At 33.2% G+C, this 21,406-nt stretch carries 18 protein-coding genes and 1 pseudogene; 8 read left to right on the top strand and 11 right to left on the bottom strand.

The window, feature by feature from the left end:
* Nucleotides 1-122 precede the first annotated feature (122 nt).
* The 4 genes from ACQVV1_RS07610 to ACQVV1_RS07595 form a co-directional block, all read right to left on the bottom strand.
* Nucleotides 123-827: a histidine phosphatase family protein gene (locus tag ACQVV1_RS07610; RefSeq protein WP_242255286.1), complete on the bottom strand. Its 705-nt coding sequence runs from the start codon at nt 825-827 to the stop codon at nt 123-125.
* Between the two features lie 162 nt (nt 828-989).
* Nucleotides 990-1,514, bottom strand: coding sequence for a GNAT family N-acetyltransferase (locus ACQVV1_RS07605; RefSeq protein WP_309259170.1), 525 nt, complete (start codon nt 1,512-1,514; stop codon nt 990-992).
* A gap of 6 nt (nt 1,515-1,520) precedes the next feature.
* Entirely contained in the window at nt 1,521-3,422 is a 1,902-nt protein-coding gene (locus ACQVV1_RS07600) for an endonuclease MutS2 (RefSeq protein WP_309259171.1), read from the bottom strand.
* Nucleotides 3,423-3,874: 452 nt separating this feature from the next.
* Entirely contained in the window at nt 3,875-4,594 is a 720-nt protein-coding gene (locus tag ACQVV1_RS07595) for a hypothetical protein (protein WP_242255280.1), read from the bottom strand.
* Between the two features lie 376 nt (nt 4,595-4,970).
* Here ACQVV1_RS07595 and betA point away from each other — a divergent pair, with 376 nt between their 5' ends.
* Entirely contained in the window at nt 4,971-5,660 is a 690-nt protein-coding gene (gene betA, locus ACQVV1_RS07590; RefSeq protein WP_431168719.1) for a collagen-like exosporium glycoprotein BetA, read from the top strand.
* Between the two features lie 94 nt (nt 5,661-5,754).
* Here the strand turns inward: betA and amyS are convergent, their stop codons facing one another.
* Nucleotides 5,755-7,296 carry an alpha-amylase gene (amyS, locus tag ACQVV1_RS07585; RefSeq protein ID WP_431168718.1) on the bottom strand — a complete coding sequence of 514 codons (1,542 nt, stop codon included), beginning with the start codon at nt 7,294-7,296 and terminating at the stop codon, nt 5,755-5,757.
* Nucleotides 7,297-7,511: 215 nt separating this feature from the next.
* Between amyS and ACQVV1_RS07580 the strand changes: the two genes are divergently transcribed.
* Both ACQVV1_RS07580 and pepF read left to right on the top strand, forming a co-directional pair.
* A complete protein-coding gene (locus tag ACQVV1_RS07580; protein ID WP_242255276.1) occupies nt 7,512-8,309 on the top strand; it encodes an arylamine N-acetyltransferase family protein in 798 nt (265 codons plus the stop codon).
* A 117-nt stretch (nt 8,310-8,426) separates the two neighbouring features.
* Entirely contained in the window at nt 8,427-10,214 is a 1,788-nt protein-coding gene (gene pepF / locus ACQVV1_RS07575; RefSeq protein ID WP_242255274.1) for an oligoendopeptidase F, read from the top strand.
* A gap of 35 nt (nt 10,215-10,249) precedes the next feature.
* Here the strand turns inward: pepF and ACQVV1_RS07570 are convergent, their stop codons facing one another.
* Complete coding sequence (locus ACQVV1_RS07570; RefSeq protein ID WP_242255272.1) at nt 10,250-11,383, bottom strand: serine hydrolase domain-containing protein; 1,134 nt, start codon at nt 11,381-11,383, stop codon at nt 10,250-10,252.
* 258 nt (nt 11,384-11,641) lie between these two features.
* Here ACQVV1_RS07570 and ACQVV1_RS07565 point away from each other — a divergent pair.
* Nucleotides 11,642-11,866: pseudogene (locus ACQVV1_RS07565) on the top strand (hypothetical protein).
* A gap of 99 nt (nt 11,867-11,965) precedes the next feature.
* On the opposite strand, the gene ACQVV1_RS07560 reads toward ACQVV1_RS07565, so the two are convergent.
* Nucleotides 11,966-13,210: an MFS transporter gene (locus tag ACQVV1_RS07560; protein ID WP_431168717.1), complete on the bottom strand. Its 1,245-nt coding sequence runs from the start codon at nt 13,208-13,210 to the stop codon at nt 11,966-11,968.
* 85 nt (nt 13,211-13,295) lie between these two features.
* Between ACQVV1_RS07560 and ACQVV1_RS07555 the strand changes: the two genes are divergently transcribed.
* The 3 genes from ACQVV1_RS07555 to ACQVV1_RS07545 all read left to right on the top strand — a co-directional run bounded on the left by ACQVV1_RS07555 (nt 13,296) and on the right by ACQVV1_RS07545 (nt 15,420).
* The gene (locus ACQVV1_RS07555) at nt 13,296-14,147 is read left to right on the top strand and encodes a LysR family transcriptional regulator (protein WP_242255267.1); all 852 of its coding nucleotides are present in this window, start codon (nt 13,296-13,298) and stop codon (nt 14,145-14,147) included.
* On the top strand, nt 14,140-14,649 hold the full coding sequence (locus tag ACQVV1_RS07550) for a DUF3916 domain-containing protein (protein WP_242255265.1): 510 nt from the start codon (nt 14,140-14,142) through the stop codon (nt 14,647-14,649). Before ACQVV1_RS07555 ends, ACQVV1_RS07550 begins: the two co-directional genes overlap by 8 nt.
* A gap of 93 nt (nt 14,650-14,742) precedes the next feature.
* Nucleotides 14,743-15,420 (top strand): YdcF family protein, encoded by a 678-nt coding sequence (locus ACQVV1_RS07545; RefSeq protein WP_242255264.1) that lies wholly within the window; start codon nt 14,743-14,745, stop codon nt 15,418-15,420.
* Nucleotides 15,421-15,470: 50 nt separating this feature from the next.
* On the opposite strand, the gene ACQVV1_RS07540 is transcribed toward ACQVV1_RS07545, so the two are convergent.
* From ACQVV1_RS07540 to ACQVV1_RS07525, 4 genes are all read right to left on the bottom strand, one after another.
* Complete coding sequence (locus tag ACQVV1_RS07540; protein ID WP_309259176.1) at nt 15,471-16,415, bottom strand: glycerophosphodiester phosphodiesterase; 945 nt, start codon at nt 16,413-16,415, stop codon at nt 15,471-15,473.
* Nucleotides 16,416-16,946: 531 nt separating this feature from the next.
* Nucleotides 16,947-17,738: a hypothetical protein gene (locus ACQVV1_RS07535; RefSeq protein ID WP_309259177.1), complete on the bottom strand. Its 792-nt coding sequence runs from the start codon at nt 17,736-17,738 to the stop codon at nt 16,947-16,949.
* Entirely contained in the window at nt 17,713-18,366 is a 654-nt protein-coding gene (locus ACQVV1_RS07530) for a hypothetical protein (protein ID WP_309259178.1), read from the bottom strand. Before ACQVV1_RS07530 ends, ACQVV1_RS07535 begins: the two co-directional genes overlap by 26 nt.
* 582 nt (nt 18,367-18,948) lie before the next feature.
* Nucleotides 18,949-20,583 carry an FAD-dependent oxidoreductase gene (locus ACQVV1_RS07525; RefSeq protein ID WP_309259179.1) on the bottom strand — a complete coding sequence of 545 codons (1,635 nt, stop codon included), beginning with the start codon at nt 20,581-20,583 and terminating at the stop codon, nt 18,949-18,951.
* A 472-nt stretch (nt 20,584-21,055) separates the two neighbouring features.
* Here ACQVV1_RS07525 and ACQVV1_RS07520 point away from each other — a divergent pair, with 472 nt between their 5' ends.
* The gene (locus tag ACQVV1_RS07520; RefSeq protein ID WP_000571892.1) at nt 21,056-21,400 is read left to right on the top strand and encodes an ArsR/SmtB family transcription factor; all 345 of its coding nucleotides are present in this window, start codon (nt 21,056-21,058) and stop codon (nt 21,398-21,400) included.
* Nucleotides 21,401-21,406 lie beyond the last annotated feature (6 nt).

Raw genomic sequence — 21,406 nt, 5'->3', positions numbered from 1 at the left:
ATAATTATCACGGTGTATTTTTATCAGAACATTCAAACTAAAATCTATAAATAGTATACTAAAAAGGGAAAAGGAAGCTAGATTTTTCTAACTTCCTTTTCATATTTCTATTTGAGGTATAATTATATTTCCACACTCTCTTTCCCTTTTGCAACATAACTCATATCTCCAACCGACTCGACTGTATATGCTCCATCTCGATATACAATCTTTGTCACACTAGCATTTTCCACGCCAAGTTTTGTTTTACTACTGTCTAGCATTTCTATTAAGGTAGTAATCAAAAGCCCATGAACGACAACTAAAACGTTCCCGCCGCCATCTTTAGCTGCTTCTTCACTAATTTTATCAATCTCTGCTTTTATACGAGTAGAAAATAATTCCCAATCTTCCGCCTGTTTTGTAGGGTCTGCTGCTCTAATAAGATCAATAACTTCTTGAATAGAAAACTTCATAAGTTCTTCTGGTGATGCAACACCCGCAGCTTTTCCAACCGCATCCCACATATTATCAAGTTTTTCACCTTCAAAAATACCAAAATTTAATTCTCGTAATTTTTTTCTTTGCTCAAGTTTCAATTTTGACTGCTCACTATATTTTAATACTAAATTAGCAGTTTCAATCGCTCGGCCGCTATCACTACTATACGCATTCATAAAATGAATATCTTTTAATCCCGTTCCTAAATTTGTGGCAACTTCCACACCTTTTTCCACTAACGGAGAGTCTGCCCAACCTTGCGCGCGATGGTTCGTATTTAATATTGTTTTACCATGTCTTGTAACATATAACGTAACGACATTGCTCTCTGTTTCTCGATTCTTCATTCTTTTTTCTCTCCCTTTACATTTCTATCTCAATATTAACACCTCAATTATTCATTGAGCAAAATATATGTAAGTAGCTTCGCTTAATAAAAAACGCTACCTTTCTGTATATCCATACAAAAAGATAGCATCTTTTATGATTATATTTCTTAACCGATACTCCTACTCAGCAAAAGCACTCGAATATTGTACAACTCCTTCTACACTTTCAAGAGCATTCTCCCTTAATTCCACCACCATAAACACCTCTTCAGGCACTTCAAATGTTGCTTTTATATTCCACTCACTTGCTTTCTTAAAACCAAATTTCGGATAGTACTCTGGATGCCCTAATACTACTACTGATCCGTATCCAAGTTCTTTCGCTTTTTCTAACGCAGCTACAATAAGTTTTCCACCAATTCCTTTTTTCTGATGGCCCCTAGCAACTGATACTGGCGCAAGCGCTAATGAATCTACAGAAGCTCCATCTTTTTCTATCGTAATTTTCGATAACATAATGTGACCGACTATTTCCTCATCTACCGCAACAATAGATAACTCAGGAACAAACGCATCACATTCTCTAATACGCTTTACAAGTTCATGTTCCTTTTTATCACTATACTCTTCATGTAAAAATGCTTCTTTTACAACTTCTTCTGTTTTTCTATAATCGCTTTTTTGTTCTTGCCTAATCGTTACCACTCTATATTACCCCCTATTCTTTCTTATTTCTTTTTGGATTTTACGAAGCGCTTTTTTCGATCCGCGCTCAATATCATGTTGCATTTTTCTTTCTTTATAATCGACAAATAGTGTATTTAAATCGTATCCCTCTGGATATAATTCTTTTGCTGCTACCTCTAAAGTAATACGTTTTACATTTACTTCAACAAATTCACCGTTATAATATACAACGACGTTATAAAAATTATCTATTTCCTTATAGATGATACCAAAATCATCATAATCTAATAAATTTACACGATCGCCCATTTTATACTCGTAATGATTTTCTCTTTTTTCTTGCACGACTTTCGGTTTTCTAACTTTGCTTTCATTCAGTTTTTCTAGGGCATATTCTTTATTTTCCATGTACTCTTTCGCTCTTTTCAGTACATGTTCTCTTACGTTCATTTTATTTGCAATCCAAAGTGCATTACTTTCACCTGATTTACCGATTACTAATTTATAAAGCGGTTCTAATGTCTCACTATTAAATTGCATTGCTGCATTCATAAAATCATCGTGTATTTCTGAGAAGCGTTTAATTTCACCGTAATGCGTACTCGCAACTGTAATACATCCTGCAAGATAAAACTCCTCTAAAATAGAAATTGCAAGTGCTGCTCCCTCATTTGGTTCAGTCCCGCTTCCTATTTCATCAAATAATAGCAACGTATTATTATTTGACATCCTCATAATCTCAGATAGATTTTTCATATGTGATGAAAATGTACTGAGTGCATTTTCGATACTTTGATTATCACCAATATCTACAAACACATTTTCAAAAATAGCAATTTCTGTTTCTTTATCTCCTGCAATATGCAAGCCTGACATTGCTGCTAATGTTAGTAGCCCAATTGTTTTTAATACGATTGTCTTCCCGCCCGCATTTGGTCCTGTAATAATTAAACTACGATAATTTTGACCGATTTCAAAGTTTAACGGTACTACTTTTCCACTTAAAAGCGGATGCTTACAATTTACTAAATGAATGTAGCCATGATCATTTAACTTCGGCTCTATTCCATCGATTGATTTACTAAACTTCGCTTTCGCAAATACCATATCATATTGACTAATTAATTCCATATTAATTTTTATATGATAAATGTTTTCTACTACCATTCCTGATAAAGTTGCCAAAATTTGATACTCTTCCATCGCTTCTTCTGCTTTCAAACTTGCGAGTTCCGCATTTAACTTTGTAACTGTATGCGGTTCTATAAATACAGTAGAACCTTTAGCAGAAGCTTCAACAATACTTCCGGCAACTTGATTTTTATAAGAAGATTTAATTGGAATCGTATAACGGTCATCTTTTTTACTAATAAAGAATTCCTGAATATACTTCTTATTTGTACTACTATTTAAAAACTTCGTTAAACGTTCTTTTATTTTCCCATTTACCGAATCAATGTTATTTCGAATTCGTTTTAACTCTTTACTCGCAGCTGCATCAATACTATTGCCTTTTATTGAAAAATTAATTTCCTCTTCGATACTTTTATATTCAGTCATTGAATTTGCATAAGAAGCTAATACTGGCGCAAAAAATTCTTTATCTAACATAAACTTTTTAATTTTTCTACATCCACGTAAAAAGTCTGAAACACTTACTAATTCTTCTGGATCTAAAATCATCCCTTTTTCTAATTTTTGGATTGTACTAGCAATATTTGAAATCCCGAAGAAAGGAACATGCCCTTCTGCATCTAATATAGCTCGCGCTTCAGTTGTTTCATTCAAACGATTTCTCACTACTTTTATACTCGTACTTGGCTCTAATTTATTTAATAAATCCTTACCTAATCCACTTACACAATAAGATTTTACTATATCCTTTAATTCGTTATATTGTAACTTTTCAAAAGTCATCGTATTCATTTTATTTCTCCTCACTATGATTGATTTCTATCATCAATGAAGATACCTACTCATTAGATTCCAATGAGCTCTACATTATTCAATTACCATTTTTATACATTAAAAATATATACAAAAAAGCTGCGGGGATACCGCAGCTTTTACATTTACAAGGCATGAGTAATAACATATGAGGAAATAAACCATAAAAACGGATGGAAATCCCCTTATTACACGCTTTATAAAGTATTGTAGGTATCTTCATAGGTATCGAAATAAATCCATGACAAAATTAGGGGTATGGTATACATAAAAATCCCCTGGTCTTATCCGATTTATTTCATTAAATTTTTCCTATTTAGTACCTACCGCACTCACAAAAAGCACCTCTCATTAATTTATATTATAGTCATTGAAATCTAATTTACTGAAATCATCATACTATATGTTTTATAAGAAGTAAAGGTGTCAGACTATTTCCTTGCAGATTGTAAAGCTTTCATATAATCAGCCTTTTTCTCAAGGGTCGTTTTCGCATCTTCAGCCGTTACTATATAATCTACCGCAATATGTTGTAATACGTCCTTATTAGCATTGGGTAGCTGAACCGTTATATCATCCACACAACTCTTACTATTTTCAATCGTTTTATTGAATTCCTGAATATTTCTCGCAACTTCCGCTAATGTTTCCATATGTGCCCGGTTGTCTAAATCCAAAAAGATATTACTTCTGAAAACCGCCGTAACATAATGCTTCGGATGTTTCTTCGATATTTTTTTCTCTGCATCCTTACCGAAAACAGTGTCCCCTGTTTGCATTTCCTCGAAAGTAAGTATAGTATTAGTCCCTTTTTCTTCATAATATGTATTGAATCTTTCTCGTAAATCATTCGCTTCTTTTTTTATTTTATAGTTATCATTATTTACCTTTGGAGAGGTTCGTCCATCGAAATACATTTGAAATTGCAAATATGGTTCATCTACTTGCTGTACATAAGCTATTCGTATATCTGGTCCTAAAAAATCCTTACCTTGACTAGGTATTTCAATTCGATCTAGTTTCACAGAAATACCATGCTCCGATTTTGTATAACTTTGTGCTTTTTGTTCAATTTCTTCATCCAATATATCACATGATGTTAATAGTAATAAACTAAACATTATGCTACATTTCATTATTGTTCTTTTCATATTGCCTCTCCTTTTACTACTACTGCCTATACAAAAATGTCCTTATGGATTTTAAATTACGATTTATATAAAGAACTTCTTCTAATAATCATAAGTATAAAAAAAACTATCAGTTATCATTTTACACTTATAGTGTAATTTTACACTATAATCATTTTATCGTAAAGCAAATATAATCTCTATTAAAATCCGTTAAAAACATACTAATATTTAATTCTATAGCAATCACAGTACGGTTTTTATTGTCTCCAACTTTAAAATAACCTCTTTAATTTCACTGCGAAAAAATTTAATAAGTGCCTCCGCTATTGCGAATGTCATTTACTTTCTCTACTACATTTAATAATTATGACAAGCAATCATAGGAGGTTACTATATGAGCGAAGAATATATTATTTTACATGGAACTGCTCTTGAACCAAATTTAATCGGCCCCACACTACCACCAATTCCACCATTTACATTCCCTACCGGACCTACTGGAATCACCGGACCTACCGGTGCGACAGGTTTTACTGGAATTGGAATTACTGGTCCTACTGGGGTTACAGGACCCACTGGGATTACAGGACCTACTGGAATTGGAATTACTGGTCCCACTGGGGGTACAGGACCTACTGGAATTGGAATTACTGGTCCCACTGGAGCAACCGGTTTAGGGATTCTTCCCGTATTTGGAACAATAACTACTGACGTAGGTATTGGTTTTTCAGTAGTAGTTAATACAAATATTAATTTTACCCTTCCAGGACCTGTTAGTGGAACTACTCTAAACCCAGTAGACAACTCCATTACAATTGATACCACTGGTGTATACTCAGTATCCTTTTCAATCGTATTTGTGATACAAGCTATTTCGTCTAGTATATTAAATCTTACAATAAACGATTCAATTCAATTCGCAATTGAATCACGAGTTGGTGGTGGTCCTGGGGTAAGAGCTACATCCGCCAGAACTGATCTATTATCTTTAAACCAAGGAGATGTTCTTCGAGTACGAATAAGAGAAGCCACGGGTGACATTATTTATTCCAACGCATCCCTTGTTGTCTCAAAAGTCGACTAGTTCATTTATTAAAATAACGATTTAGGAATGATAACAATATAAAAAGAAGAGGAAAACTTATATTTCAGTCTACCTCTTCTTTTCTATTAACAATTCACCGCTGAACATATATGGAAACTGATCCTCCACTTACATGGAACTGCCCCCATCCATCCTTATTAATTGTTACAGTATTTGTTTGATTACCCGTCATATCGTGCCATACTTCCCCTGCATTATTCTTTCCAACATCCATCCACTTTGATCCTCCCGGTCCATCAGAGATTAATGTCGCTAAACCAGAATTAGCATGTACACTATCACCTTCTCTTGTCCATCCAATCACATCTGGATGGTCTAAATAATCACGCTGCGTACCATATGCAAAGTTTTTTCGTGCTGTCAAAATCGGATCAATTTTATCTTTTAACGCTGGAATTTCATAACTACTATTTCCGTTTGTCCCATAGTAATCACCATAGAAAACTGAAGGATAGCCCTCTGCACGAGTTAAAATAAATGCATATGCCAACGGTTTAAACCACGGACTGACTACAGATTCCAATGACTGACCAGGCTGCGAATCATGATTCTCAACAAGAGTAACTGCGAGTGCAGGATGATTTTGCATTACTGTTCCATTTAAAATATTTCTCATATCATAATTCCCATTTCCTTTTGAAGCATAATGAAAATTGTAATGCAGTGGTGCATCAAATACAGATTGATTATAATTGACTTTCGCTAAATAATTATTTAAAGTTTGGATATCATTTTGCCAATATTCAGCCACCGTAAACATTTCTTTCCCCGTTTGCTGTCTGACATGATTTACCCAATCGCGTAAATATTCATGATCAATATGTTTAACAGCATCTAAACGAAAGCCATCTAAATTTAATTCATTCGCATACCACGTCCCCCAATTTTTCATCTCATTCGCAACATCTGGATGATCAAAATCAAGGTCTGCATACATCAAATAATCATAATTTCCATTCTCACTAGACACTTCCCAGTCCCATGCTTTACCTATACCTCTAAATTTATAAATTCGATTTAATTTCCTTCCTTCATCCCAATCCGTTCCGTCAAAATGATACCATTTCCATTTGAAATTAGAATAAGTAGCTCCGCGCCCTGGAAAGTTAAACCCTGTCCATGCATTAATTTCATAATCACCCGATACCTCAACGTTTCGATTATTACGGTCTACCTCAACAGCTGTTACAGTTTCAGTATAATCTGCTCCACCTTTATGATTCATAACTACATCACCGTATACATCGATGTTTTGCTTATGTAAAGCTTCAATTGCAGATTTCAATTGTGCTTTCGTCCCATATTTTGTTCGTACCGTTTCTTTTTGATTGAATTCCCCTAAATCATATAAATCATATGCTCCATATCCTACGTCATTTTGCGTAGTTCCTTTATATGCAGGCGGTATCCAGACAGATGTAATTCCTTTTTGAGCTAAATTTCCAGCATCCGAATGCAAGCGGTTCCAATGATTCCCATCATTTGGAGCATACCACTCAAAATACTGCATTAACGTTCCATTGTTAACCGTATCTGCATACGCTTTACTCTCCCCATATATACTAGGTAAAAACAAAACAACCGACAAGCCGACTACTGTTATTTTTTTTAACATATTTAAACCATTCCTCCTTAGAAAACGTTTGCATAGTTTATCGGAATTATTATAATATTCGTTCTACAATTAGTAAAGTAGCAATCTCTCATTCTCCCATATTATTTTTTAGTCTAACTTCAAATATTCAACCAATACTTCAACGTAGTTTTCATTTCACATCTTATTCAAGATTGTTTACAATTTATCTATAAAAGCATAACGGAGGGATTTCTATGACCGACTTTCAAAAGCAATTTTTTGCAAGATTAAATATTGAAGAAAAAGAAAAAGACAAAGTTTCATTTGAAGATTTACCTAACATTATGTACGCAATGGCACAAACTGTCCCATTTGAAAACTTAAATGTTCTCGAAAAGAATTTTAAGGAAATATCAAAAGAAAATCTAAAAGAAAAAATTTTAGTAAACAATCGTGGCGGTCTTTGTTATGAACTCAATCCTACTATGTATTATTTCCTTAAAGATGCTGGATTTGATGTTCATCTCGTTTCAGGAACAGTATATAACGCCGCAAACTCCATATGGGCTGTTGATTCTGGTCATATCGCAACCGTTTTAACACATCATAATGAACTTTATTTAATTGAAGTAGGATTCGGATCATACTTACCTCTTGCACCTGTCCCTTTCTCAGGTGAAGTCATTCACTCCGTTACAGGAGATTATCGTATTCGTAAAGAAATGACCGAAAAGGGAAACTATATGTTAGAGATGCGTAAAAATAATGAGTTTTTGGATCAATCTTCTGCTGGTGATTGGACGTTAGGCTATGCATTTTATATAGAAGAAGTGGATGAAGAAAAAGCAAATACCGCACAAAAAATTATCGTTGAACATGATGGCTCACCATTTAATAAAGTACCTCTTATTGTAAAACTAACTGAAGATGGGCATGCATCTTTAACAAAGGATAGTCTGACAATAGCGAAAAACGGTAAAAAAACGAAAGAAAACGTTACAGATGTGCAATATAAAAATCTTTTACATTCAAAATTCGGAATTACATTATAATTTTTCAAGCCTTGCCATTTTAGCAAGGCTTTTCAATTTTCAGCAGGGATTTTTTGCAATTTGTTGTATTTCATAGTTATATAGAAATATAACTACATGTATAGAAAGGAAATGATTATGACAGAACTTAAAGATCGATTACAAGTAGATGAGAAAGAGAAATGGGATTTAACGGATATCTACCATACAATTGAAGATTGGGAAAGCGATTTTCATAAAATTGAAGTGTTAACGAAAGAATTACACGAGTTTAATGGAAATATTCACGATGGCAATAGTTTATTAGCTTATTTAACGAAGAGTGAAGAAATATCTAGCATAATATCTTTAATGTTTGCTTATGCACGATTACAATCTGATCTTGATACGCGCGATACTGACGCCCAATCGCTTGTCGATAAAGTGTCACAATTACACGTGAAAGTAAGTGCGGCTAAATCTTTCTTTTCTCCATTCTTACTTAGCATAGATGAAGGCACATTACATTCTTACATAGAAGAAGCAGAAGGCTTACAATATTATAAAGAAGACTTATTTGAATTATACCGTTATAAAAAACACGTATTGAATAAGGACCAAGAAGAGATTTTATCACAAATGGGTGAAGCACTTTCCTCTCCTCAGCATACATACGGCATGTTAAATAATGCAGATATACTATTTGGAGAAATTACAAATGATGATGGAGAAAAAGTAAATTTAACACGCGGAATGTATGCAAAGTTAATAGAAGATGAGAATCGCGAGAAACGTAAAGAAGCCTATAAAGCTTATTACAAACCATACGTTCAATTAAAGAATTCTATCGCTTCTACTTTATCTGCTGCTATTAAAAATAATGTTACTATTTCTAAGCTAAGAAACTATCCATCGGCGTTAGAGAAATCATTATTTGGCGATATGGTTCCGAAAGCAGTATATGAAAACTTAATTGATACAACGAAAAAAAACATTCAATCATTACATACTTATAATAAACTTCGAAAAGAAAAATTAAATGTAGATGAACTACGCCAGTACGACTTGAGCGTTGATTTAGTAGCTGGTGTAAAACAAGACATTCCATACGATAGAGCGTTTGACATCATGATTGAATCACTAGCTCCTTTAGGTGAAGAATATATTGAAACATTAAAGAGCTTTAAAGATAAACGTTATATCGACGTGAGAGAAACTCCAGGAAAACGTTCCGGTGCTTATAACTTTGGTGTATACGGCGTTCATCCATTCATTCTTTTAAATCATCATGATGATTTAAATAGTCTTTTCACTCTTACTCACGAATGTGGGCACGGTATGCATACGCACTACTCACACGGATACCAACCAAGAATTTCTGCACACTATACTATTTTTGTCGCAGAAGTCGCTTCTACAGTAAATGAAGTGCTATTAATTCATCATTTATTAAAAGAAGCAAAAGATGCTGATGTACGTAACCATTTAGTAAACCATTTCATTGAGAAATTTAAAGGCACTTTCTTTACACAAATTATGTTCGCTGAATTTGAAAAAATCACGCATGAAATGGCGCAGCAAGGTAAACCATTAAATGCCCAAGTCTTTAGCGACGTTTATGAAAACTTGTTCAGAGAGTATAATGGCGACTCCCTCGTATTTGACGAAGAAGTAAAATACGGGTGGGCTAGAATACCGCATTTCTACCGTCCATTTTACGTATACAAATACGCAACTGGATTCGCTTCTGCAATCCAAATTGCCGATAAATTATTGAGCGGCGATCCAAATGCTCAAAAACACTATATTGAATTCCTTAAAGGCGGAAGTTCAGACTATCCATTAAACTTATTGAAAAAAGCTGGTGTTGATTTAACTACGCCAGAACCGATTGAAAGTGCATTAAATCGTTTTAGTGAACTTGTTGAAGAGTTTTCAACTTTATAAAAAAGAAGAGCCTCTCGCTAGAGGCTCTTTCTCTTTCATGCTCCCTTTCCTTCTATTAAATCATTCGCCATTTTCCTAAACTCTTGATTAAATGCATCATTCATACCATTTTGGACGTTAGAGAACAATATGACAAACGTTCTTTTATCCCAGTTAAAATTATTAAAAGTATTCCAGCCTGCTAATACCCCGTGGTTATGATAATAATCTGGATACGTATAGAAACTAAATCCATACTTTCTTGCAGGTGATGCAGTAAACATATCTAATACACTTTGTCTAGATAACAGTTTTCCATTCATAATAGCCTCATCTAGCCTTTTCATATCTTCAACAGTCGTATACATTTCACCACATCCATACAACCAGTTCATTTTTAAGCGAGGTGCAGCTATTAATTCATTATCTTTTCTCGTATAACCTTCTGCTAAAAAAATATCTTCTGGGAGAGTTGCCCCCATTCCAGATTCATGCATTTCAACAGGAGTGAAAATATTTTCTTTCACATATTCAGCGAGCGGTTTATTCGTAATTTTTTCTACAATATACGCAAGCACCATATAATTATAGTCTGTATATTTCCATCCTGTCCCTGCAGGAAATTGTAACGCTTGCGAACCAATCCACGTTACTAACTTTAAACGTGACGCCGCATCCACCCTACCTTTTCCTTGATCTGGTAACCCTGATGTGTGCGTTAATAAATTTCGTAACGTAATATTTTTATCTGCCGGAAACGATGGAATATACTTATTTACATTGTCTTCAATATTTAATTTTCCTTTTTCTTTTAGTTGCATGATAGATATTGCAACGACTGTTTTCGTAATAGAACCAATGCGATATTTCGTTCTTGGCATTGTGAATACTTTATCTTTCACATTTGCATACCCATAACCTTTTCGTAAAATCACATGGTCTTTACTAGCTACAAGAACACTACCATTAAATCCTTTATCTTTTAAATATTGATCTAGTTTTCCAGCTACAACTTCATAGTGCTTTTTCTCATTGGCATCAACTTTTTGCATATCGTCCTTTTGCTTATTATTCAAATTAGAAAATGCCTTTATATCATATTTCTTACCTTTACTTGCATGTATGAGTGCAACGACACTTCCAGAAAAAACAGCAAAAATAAAGAAAACGATTAACCATTTCTTTAACATAATAGGAACCCTCTTTTATCTAGTTTCACTTAACGCGCATCCATTCTATTCTATATCTATTAATTTTCAAATTTTTTATAATACTACCTATTATTCACCTAAATGAACTAGATTCCTTTTTCTCATATTCAGTTTTTGGCTACTCTCTATTGTATTTCTTTCTTGCAAAATTTCCACCATACAATCGGATGCACCCTACTATAATTTCAACATCTTATGTAACATTTGTTACACACTATAAGAAACGGAGTTGTTAAGATGAAAAAAACAGATAGAGACAATTGTTTAGGTGATATGACGTTTCATTATCCTACAATAGAATATAGTTATAATTTAATATTAAGTAAAATAGATTATGACTTTAAAAGGAAATGATACTAAAAATTTTCAAACAAAATAAATCATGCAAATAACGATAAAGAAAAACAAATCATTATGGCTAAAATTACAGGCAATTTCAAAAGAGGCAATGAACTTCATTGAAAATGAATCTCATTTATATTTTGATTATACAACAAATAAAAAAAGAAATGTCGCTCACTCGGCATTTCTTTATATTTTCTTCATAAAAAATTTACATTGCTAACTTTCTTTTATTTTTTTGTTTTTTCTATATAAACTGACTGCTGAGATACTTAACAATACTACTATACATAACCACGCATACGCATACCCTTTCTCATCCACAATATAACCAAATAAAACAGGTGCAACAATAATAGCAATTTGATTTAATGTAAGTGCTACACTCACTGTTATTCCTACAGATTCTTCACTTGCCAATTCAGCAACTTCGGCTATAAAAAGACTAAACCATCCAATTGAAAAGAATCCTAACAATGCACTTACACTATACAAGACTCCACTCGTTATTGTATGTATATTCATTACTAACAATAAAATCAAGCCGATAGAAGCGCAGACAGCTATAAATAAAGGTATACGCCGATTCCCCTTATAAAACACATCACTAATAGTTGCTAATGCAACACGACCAATCATTCCAGAAAAGAACATAACTGAAAATACTGTTCCGGCTACAATAGATGTAATCGATTGTTCCCCTGCTAAAAATTTCATGAAGTGTCCAACTAACACCATTTGTAATGAAATCATGCAAATACCCGTTATATAAATTGGATACAACTCTTTTTTACATATCACTACTTTTAGCTCCATCCAAAAGGAAATTTTAATATGTCCTTTCCTCGCTTCCTCCTGAACATATGGCTCTTTATAAAACACAAAAAATAATACTCCTCCAATTATACAAATGCATGCGATACTATTTATCGCGTAAGTCATATTATATTGTACTGTAAGAAACGGGATTAACACTCCCGCTAACGCGCCACCAATCGGTATACCAGCTTGCCTTATTCCCATCGCTAATCCGCGATTTTCTTTTGGGAACCATTTTAAAATCACTTTACTTCCTCCTGGCTGGGAAACACTATAAAACATTCCTATTAATAAAAGTACAAATAATAACCCATTAAATCCACTTACTATATTAGTCAGTAAAAGCGAACTCCCTAGCAAAAATGAACTGATAGAAATTAATATTTTTTCATTATATTGATCAAGTAGCCGACCGACAAAAAGCATACAAAATAACGGTCCAACATTTACAATACTTACTAACAATCCATTCTCCACATTCGTAAGCGCATATTCTTCCTTCCAAAATAAAGCGAAAACCCCGACACCATACGTTATTAGCGTCGCTGTTGTTTGAGCAATCGTCGCAACAATTAACATAACCCACTTATAAGTACTGTTCATCCTTTCTTCCATTAACACAATAATCCCTCCATCCTCTTCCATTGTATGAAAGTTCTGATATCATATAAAATAAAGATTCATCATATAATCCATCAAAAAAAATGATACCTTTTCGGAGGGATGATACGTGGACATAAAAGATTTAACTGTATTTTACGAAGTTGCGAAGGAAAACAATATTTCTCACGCAGCTAAAAATTTGAACTATGTACAATCAGGCGTAACGATGCGTATGAAACAACTAGAAAATGAATTAGGTGTGCCTTTATTTTACCGAAACGGAAAAGGTGTAACTTTAACTTCTAACGGTGAGATTTTATTAACATACGCCAAACAAATTATCCACTTAATGGATCAATCTATAAAAGCGATTCAAAGTAATGGAACTGAGCCAAAAGGTACTTTGAAAATTGGATGTACAGAATCTACAACTGCGGTAAGGCTCCCCTCTATATTAACGGCCTACTATGAGAAGTACCCAAAAGTCGATTTGATTTTAGAAACAAATACGACCGAACAACTAATTTGGCTTGTATTAGAGCGAAAACTTGACGGAGCATTTATAGCTGGCTCTATTCAGCATACTGAACTTCATACAAGTGTATTTCGTGAAGAAGAATTAGTTCTCATTAGTAAAAAAACTTTATCCTCCTTTAAAGACATAGGAGATATGAATTTACTTGCCTTTAGTCACGGATGCTATTATAGAAGTTTATTAGAAGACTGGCTTCAAGAAGAAAGTGTCTCGCCTAAACGAGTATTAGAGTTCGGAACAATTGAAGCTATACTTGCATGTGTAAAATCAGGTATGGGCGTAGCGATTATGATGAAATCAATTTTAAAGGGGCATGAACATGACGTATCATTCAATCCTTTACCAAATAGCTTCAAAAAAGTTCCTACTACTTTCATTACTAGAAACGATATATTTCGCTCAGCTGCATTACAAAAATTTATAGAGGTGACTCACAATGCATGAAAAGAAAATACGTGGGATGAAACGAAAAACAAACGCTATGATTAAACGAATTGAGGAACATACAAAAACGTTCCCTTCTATTTTCTATAACAATGAATATTGGTATATGCCTTTACCAGTTTCTCAAGCTTTTATCGAGTCTCATAAAACACCTAGAAAAGTAAAACGATTATGTATACAAACCTTAATAGATCGAGTAAATCATTTAATAAAAATAAAACCGAGTGATACACATACATATCGAGTTGTTACTTTAATTTCTATAGAGAATTTATGGAAATCGCAAATTATCGTATTTAAAAACGATGACTACTTTCATAACTTTTTCACTAGAAATAATGAATTTCAAAAATGGATACTTCTTTCGAATGAAATTGATTTTTGGGAAACATGGGGAATCTCAATTTGTCCTACTCCTCAAATGTTGCACTTTCAAGAAGTCACTTATGATGAGGATGCAATCGATGAAAAAGAAATTTGGTTTATTGGAGAGTTATCTTAAAAGGGGTACTTTTAAATGAAAACCTTCCCTTTTTCCACTTAACAAAATCGCTATATAATGAATTTATCATTTTACTATATAAGAGGTTTTTAAATGGTAATACCTAAATATCCTGATGTCCCTACTCTTACGAAAAAACAAATCGATCAAATTACAGAAATCACTTTTCTAAAAGAAATAACACCACAAAAATGTGATGCCATTTTCGTTTTCGGCGGTTCTCACCCTGGCAATTGGCAAGCTCCTCTAGAAGCTTATCGACAAGGTTTAGGAAATCAAATTATCGTTACAGGTGGTACTAGTTTACATGGCATGAAACATCCGAGCTGGAATTACGGGGATTTGTCAGAAGCAGAAGTAATTGTAAATAAATTAATGGAACATGGCGTACCAAAAGATGCTATCATGTTCGAGACAAACTCCCTCCATTCTATCGCTAATGTAATGGAAGCGAAAAAGATTTTTGATTTCACAAAGATTAATCGGCTACTATTTGTATGCAAAAGCTTAGGCGCTGGTCGGCAATATAGAGTATTAAAAAAACATTTACCTAAAACTATTACTTGTATCCCATATACATTTGATACAAGTTTCGATGGTGAGTTTATAATTGATAGATATAATTGGATGGAAAATGAGAAAAGCCGCTCTATGATTTTTGGAGAATACTTGAGAAATGTTTGCTACGGTAGAAAAGGTGGTATTGAGCCACCTGAAAAAGAGGTTCAAGGTCTAGAAGAATATGTTTCCTATTACTATAATCTAGCATAATAGAAAAAAGGTATACCTAAAACACTGGTATACCTTTTATGCTATCTCACTTATTTTTCTTTTAACACACTATGTAACCGATCCGGATAATTTGTAAACATTCCTGTAGCACCCCATTTCATTAACAATCTCATATCTGGTTTCTCATTAATTGTATAAGGATGAATTAACAGTCCATTTTGCTTAGCCATTTTCATATATGACTCATTGATAATTAAATCTCCGTTATCATTACGTAAGTTTGGTCCAATACCGACTGCATATTTTTTAATTTCTTGAAAATCATCATTCGTTACACGTTTCGGCTCATGTGTAATGCCAGACCATTCAACAATCTCATTGTTTTCATTTGGATAATACCAAAGCAATTGAACTAATGGAATATTTTTATTCATACTATGAATCTTTTTTAAACTATCTTTACTAAATGATTGAATCATGACACGGCTAGAAGACATGTTTTGACCTATTAAATTATATTTTTCTAATAAAGCTAATAATTTCTCTTCCATTCCTGGATACACATCTGGTGATTTTGTTTCAATGTAATACTTCATGCTTCTTCCGTACTTTTGGAAAATTTCTTCAAGAGTCGGAACTTTTTGACCAACATACTCTTGCTTAGCCTTTTCTGGATACGCTTTATTGAACCACGATCCTGCATCTAAACTCTTTATTTCACTTAATGTTTTATCTCGTACTTCACCTGTTCCATTTGTCGTGCGATCAACTGCTGTATCATGCATTGCAATTAATTGGCCATCCTTTGTTAATTGAATATCTAACTCTAAATAATCCGCTTTCATTTTTTTTACTAAATCATAAGAAGCAAAAGTATGCTCAGGTGCATGTCCACTTGCTCCGCGATGTGCAATATTTAAAAACTTATTCTTATTCCACTCATGCTTTCCTTCTGCTTTCGCATGAACAGCTCCCCCAGCAAAAATACTTCCCGTCATAAAGAAAATAACTAATACGCTAATAATTTTTCTCATCCTTTTAACCCTTCCTACGTTGTAAATTTCAACAAGTTAATGAGATTTACACGAAATAGAAGATACACTTTCATTATTTTTATAAGCCTATATTAAAATTCCAATCTTACAAATATAATTCTCCTATGTTATTACTATACTATTTATTTTCCATATCCCTCCTATTCACATGTAACTTCCTATTGATTACATTTCATCAATAAAAAAAGCCATAAATTATTTAGAGGACACTTCTGTATCCCTAAATAAATTTATGGCTTATCTCAAATATCTCCGGCCTCGATTAACTTGTCGAAATTAATCATACCAAACCTATTAAATTTTGTGAATATTATTTTTCCAGTACAGTGAAGCTTTAATCAGTATGAGTTATACATCTGCCTCAAACTAATTATTATTTGAACACGTCGAATTTTTCCGAACAACCCGATTCCTATCTAACTTCTTTAATTTCCATTCATACAAGATAAAATTCTATTGTCATTTGACATGATATTTACGTAAATCTAGGCTTTACTTAATTACAAATTCTTAATTTCGTATATCCTTTCTTGCAAGTTTAGGTTTCTTTTGAGAATGTGGTATATTTACATGTCCCGAAGCAGCCACGGATTGTCTCCTTTCCTTCCTTGACAGTTTAGGCTTCTTTTGAAAATATAATTCTTTTAAATGTCGCGAAGTAATACCTTGTTTTTTGAAATCAAAGTAAAAATACAAATGTGTACTTAGCGCTAGGAAAACAACTGAAATAAATGAAAAAATAACGATTAGCACAATCGCCATAGCTTTTTGGCTCAAAATTCCAATACTAACTTGACCAATCATATAACCTAAACCCGAAAAATATACAATTTTAGGGATTTTCACATCTTGATCAGTGATCCCCCTTAAGCGGGCTGTAAAATATTTAATCCAGAATAATTCAGATTTATAAACAATTAAACTATATGCAATAAGCGATAGAATAAAAAATAAAGGAGATTCTATTTCTACGAATTCGTAAGCTAACTTTTGCACAGCTATAAAACTACAAAATGAAATACTTAACGCAACAAATCCAGAATATAGTAAATGTTGCAATTGAGGCTGCCGAGGCTTATAAATAGAAACCCAAATTCCCCATAGATTACATATCACATAAAATGGAAAAGCTGCGTAAGAGTATATATTGTACGGTGGAAATATGAATAAAATGATGAGTAGCATAAAATTCATGATAACCCACATAAAGGCCCCTACAATATTTCTTATATCAAATGGTATTAATATTCGTATACAATCCACTATGTTGTTGCCATTATATTTGTCCATTATGCATCCCATCCATTTCCTTCCTCTTCAAATCAACATATACCCATATATATACTCCAGATATACTAAGCACAACAGCAAATAAAGAAAAGACTAAAATTAAGACCGTCGCTAAACCGTTTTGTGATAATGTACCTATACATATTTGTCCAATAACATATCCCAATCCTGATAAATACACAATTGGAGAAATTTTTATATTGTCATTTTCTTCATTGTTTAATCGCCTTAAAAAACTTTTCATTCCAATAGAAATCAATTTATAGATTGTAAGAATGTAAAGCACAAAAGTAACAATAAAAAACAGAGGTGTTTCAATTTTAATAAAGGTATATGCAATCTTTTGAATCACTATAAAGCTTCCAAAAGAAAAAGTTATTCCCATAAATCCATTATATAAAATGTGTACCAACCTTAGCTCATTTGGTTTATAAAAAAATACCCATACTCCCCATATATTAGCAGTCAAAAGAAAAGGTAAAATTATATATAAGTATATAGTAAAGGTTGGAGGAAATAAAAATGGGGTTAAAATCATAAAATTAATAACTACCCATACCATAACGACACTCGATCTTACACTGTCAGGCATCAATTTCTGAATAATTTGTTCCGTGCTCTTTCCGTGGTATTTTTCCATATTAATCTCCCAAAAACTAAAAAATTTTATCTAAAGTTGCTCCGATTCCAGTTTTAACTTTATCTTTTATCGAATCCTGTTTACCATCATGATTCCAATCACCTTTATTAAACTTAATTCCATCTGTTACTATACTAGCTCCTATAGAAACACCAAAGCCAATACAAGCCCCAGCAGCAGTTCCAACAGCTGCGCCTACTTTGGCTCCCGCAAAGGCACTTACAGCAGTTATACCAACCCCAATTGCTGCATAGCCTAAAGCACTTGTTTTTAATTTTAATCAATCTTTAAGAAATTCTTTTGGTGATAAAATATGTCTTTTTACATCGTCTATTTGCTTTACTTCGGCTAGAGGTAATGTAGTATATAATCTCTAGGAAATATAATACAATAAAAAAATGATTCAATCTAGTAATTGCCAACACTTATAACTAAAAACTAAAAAAATTCTAATAACAAAAAAAGAAAGAGAATTAATTTACATATATTTTTATAATAATAATGTCTCTTCACTACACAATCTTTATTTTTTAAGCTAAAAAAGAAGTATCGTCCTATAAAAGACAATACTTCCTTAGTTACTTAAAAATCACATAATAAATTACCCATTACCTCTTCAAGCACTACATCTAGATTTACTACATCTAGATTTACTACCTCTTTTTCCAAACGCCATCCTATAAAACCATCTGGTCTAATTAATACAGCTCCTCCATTCTCTATTCCATATAATTTGCTAAAAATATCTTCTTGAGCAATAAAGTCTCCCCTTAAACCAACGCTATAAAATTTTATATTTATTCCTAATGTAGATGAAACATTCTGTACACACTCAGCCCAAGTACGATTTTCTGCTAGAGTAAGTAATACAAAATCGTTACCCAATAAATCAAGTATTGAAATTTCTTTCCCATCATATGTTCCAAAAAAGTGTGGCGCTCGCGTTCCAGGTCTCCCGTTCAACTCTACGCTATCCATTCTATGTGGAGTGACTGAGTCATCTATAATCGCCTCTGAACAATACTGATATCCAACTGTAACAGCTAAACCGTCCATATTATTTAAACTACCTTCTTCTCTATTCGCCGCATGAAACAGTAAACTACTCGCATAATCTGTCGTTAATTTTGCAACAGGATATCTCTCTTCATGATATGTTTCTAACAATTTCGGGTTTGCTTTTCCTTTTATAACAGCCGCTAATTTCCAAGCTAGATTGTGCGCATCTTGTATCCCTGTATTGGAACCAAACCCTCCTGTTGGCGGCATAATATGTGCAGAATCGCCAACTAAAAAAATGCGATTATTTTGAAATTTTGTAGCAGTACTTTCAGTCGCTTCCCACGGTAAAACACTTACTATTTCCGGCTCAACATTTGTGCTTCCAATTGCGGTTTGAATAATTTGTTTACAACGTTCTATAGTGAAATCCTCTGGTCGCTCTCCTTTTAATGGATCGTAGGATACATGGTAAATCCATCTTCTTTCATTATCAACTGGAATGAGCGCACCAAGAACTTCCGGATGAAATACCATAGAAAAACCAAATGCATCTCCTTGTATAAACTCACTTAAATCCGCTTCAAAATAAATATTCATATAATAGCCACCGATTGTACCTCGTCCCTCCGTACTTATCCCTAGCTGCTCACGTATTTTACTTTTTGCCCCATCTGCTGCAATTACGTAGTCACAATGAACAACCCTCTCTTTTTCCGTTTCGCGATCTCGAATCGTTGCTATTACTCCGTTTTCCTTTTGTTCAAATGAAACTAATTCATGATAAAAAAATAGTTGCCCACCTAATGTTTTTGCTTCTAGTAACATCATCTGTTCTAAAGTAATTTGATAACAAGCAGTTTGTTTTGATGGACTAATCTCTTTTACTTTTCGAAGTAATTTTTCATCGTTTTCATACTGAGTCACCCTAAATTGTGCGAATTCTTCCTGATTCGCCTCAGCTATTGTATGAACAGCTATTCTTCCTCGACAATTTTCTAATGTTTTACCCGCTGATCTAATTCTTTGTTCTAAACCTAATTCTCGAAATAACTCCATCGTACGAAAAGTGATTCCACCTGCTTTTGGATGAATTGCAGTAGACGGGTGCCTTTCAACCAGTGAATAATCAACGTTATGTTTTGCAAGGAATAGCGCAGAGGCTAACCCTGATAATCCTCCTCCAACAATTAAAACTGGTATGTAATTCAATTTCATATATTTACCCTCCACATCATTGTTCTGAGCTCAGTGACATAAATATAATCAAAAAAACAACAAAGATATAGACTTATAATTCATTTTAAATTATCATATAGATAGATTACGCCCCAAATTACTTTTACTTTTTCATACATCTATAATCTGTTTGAATTATGCATGTATGAAAGAGTAAAACGAAACAATTCACTTTAGTAGACACCATCATAATAAAAACATGATAAGCGGTCGTACCCTATAAGTTATTCAGGGTACGACCGCTTATTTTTTTAAAATCCTTATCCTTTCTCATCTGTAAATAACATATCATTAAAGTCTTTTCTATCCCCTACCATTTTCAACTCATAAAATTTCATTCGTCTCGATTTTCTTTCCCAATATTGCAGCTCATATAACAATGATGTAGCATTACCGTATCGATGTAATGGTCCATCATCTTAAACCTTTCGACTAATTCATTGGAGGTAAAGTGATTGAAATGAATAAACAAGAACAATTAAGCGTTATAAAAAAAGATTTTATTGATTCTCAAAAAGTATTATTGGCAATTGGTGATGAAACACGGCAAGCTATTTTGTTAGTTCTAATGGAAACAGAATGTCAAACCGGATTACGTGTAGGTGAAATTACGAAACAAACACACCTTTCTCGACCAGCAGTATCACATCACCTTAGAATTTTACGAGAAGCCGGTATTATTTTAATGCGAAAAGAAGGCACAAAAAACTTTTATTATATTGATATACGTACAAAATTAGGCTTATTAAAAAATCTTGTATTAGATATTGAAAAGCTATTGCACAACTTTTATTGAAATTTG

Source organism: Bacillus basilensis (assembly GCF_050630465.1).
Classification (GTDB): domain Bacteria; phylum Bacillota; class Bacilli; order Bacillales; family Bacillaceae_G; genus Bacillus_A; species Bacillus_A basilensis.
The sequence above is the reverse complement of the archived record's forward strand: the minus strand, read 5'-3'. Positions and strand labels throughout refer to the sequence as shown.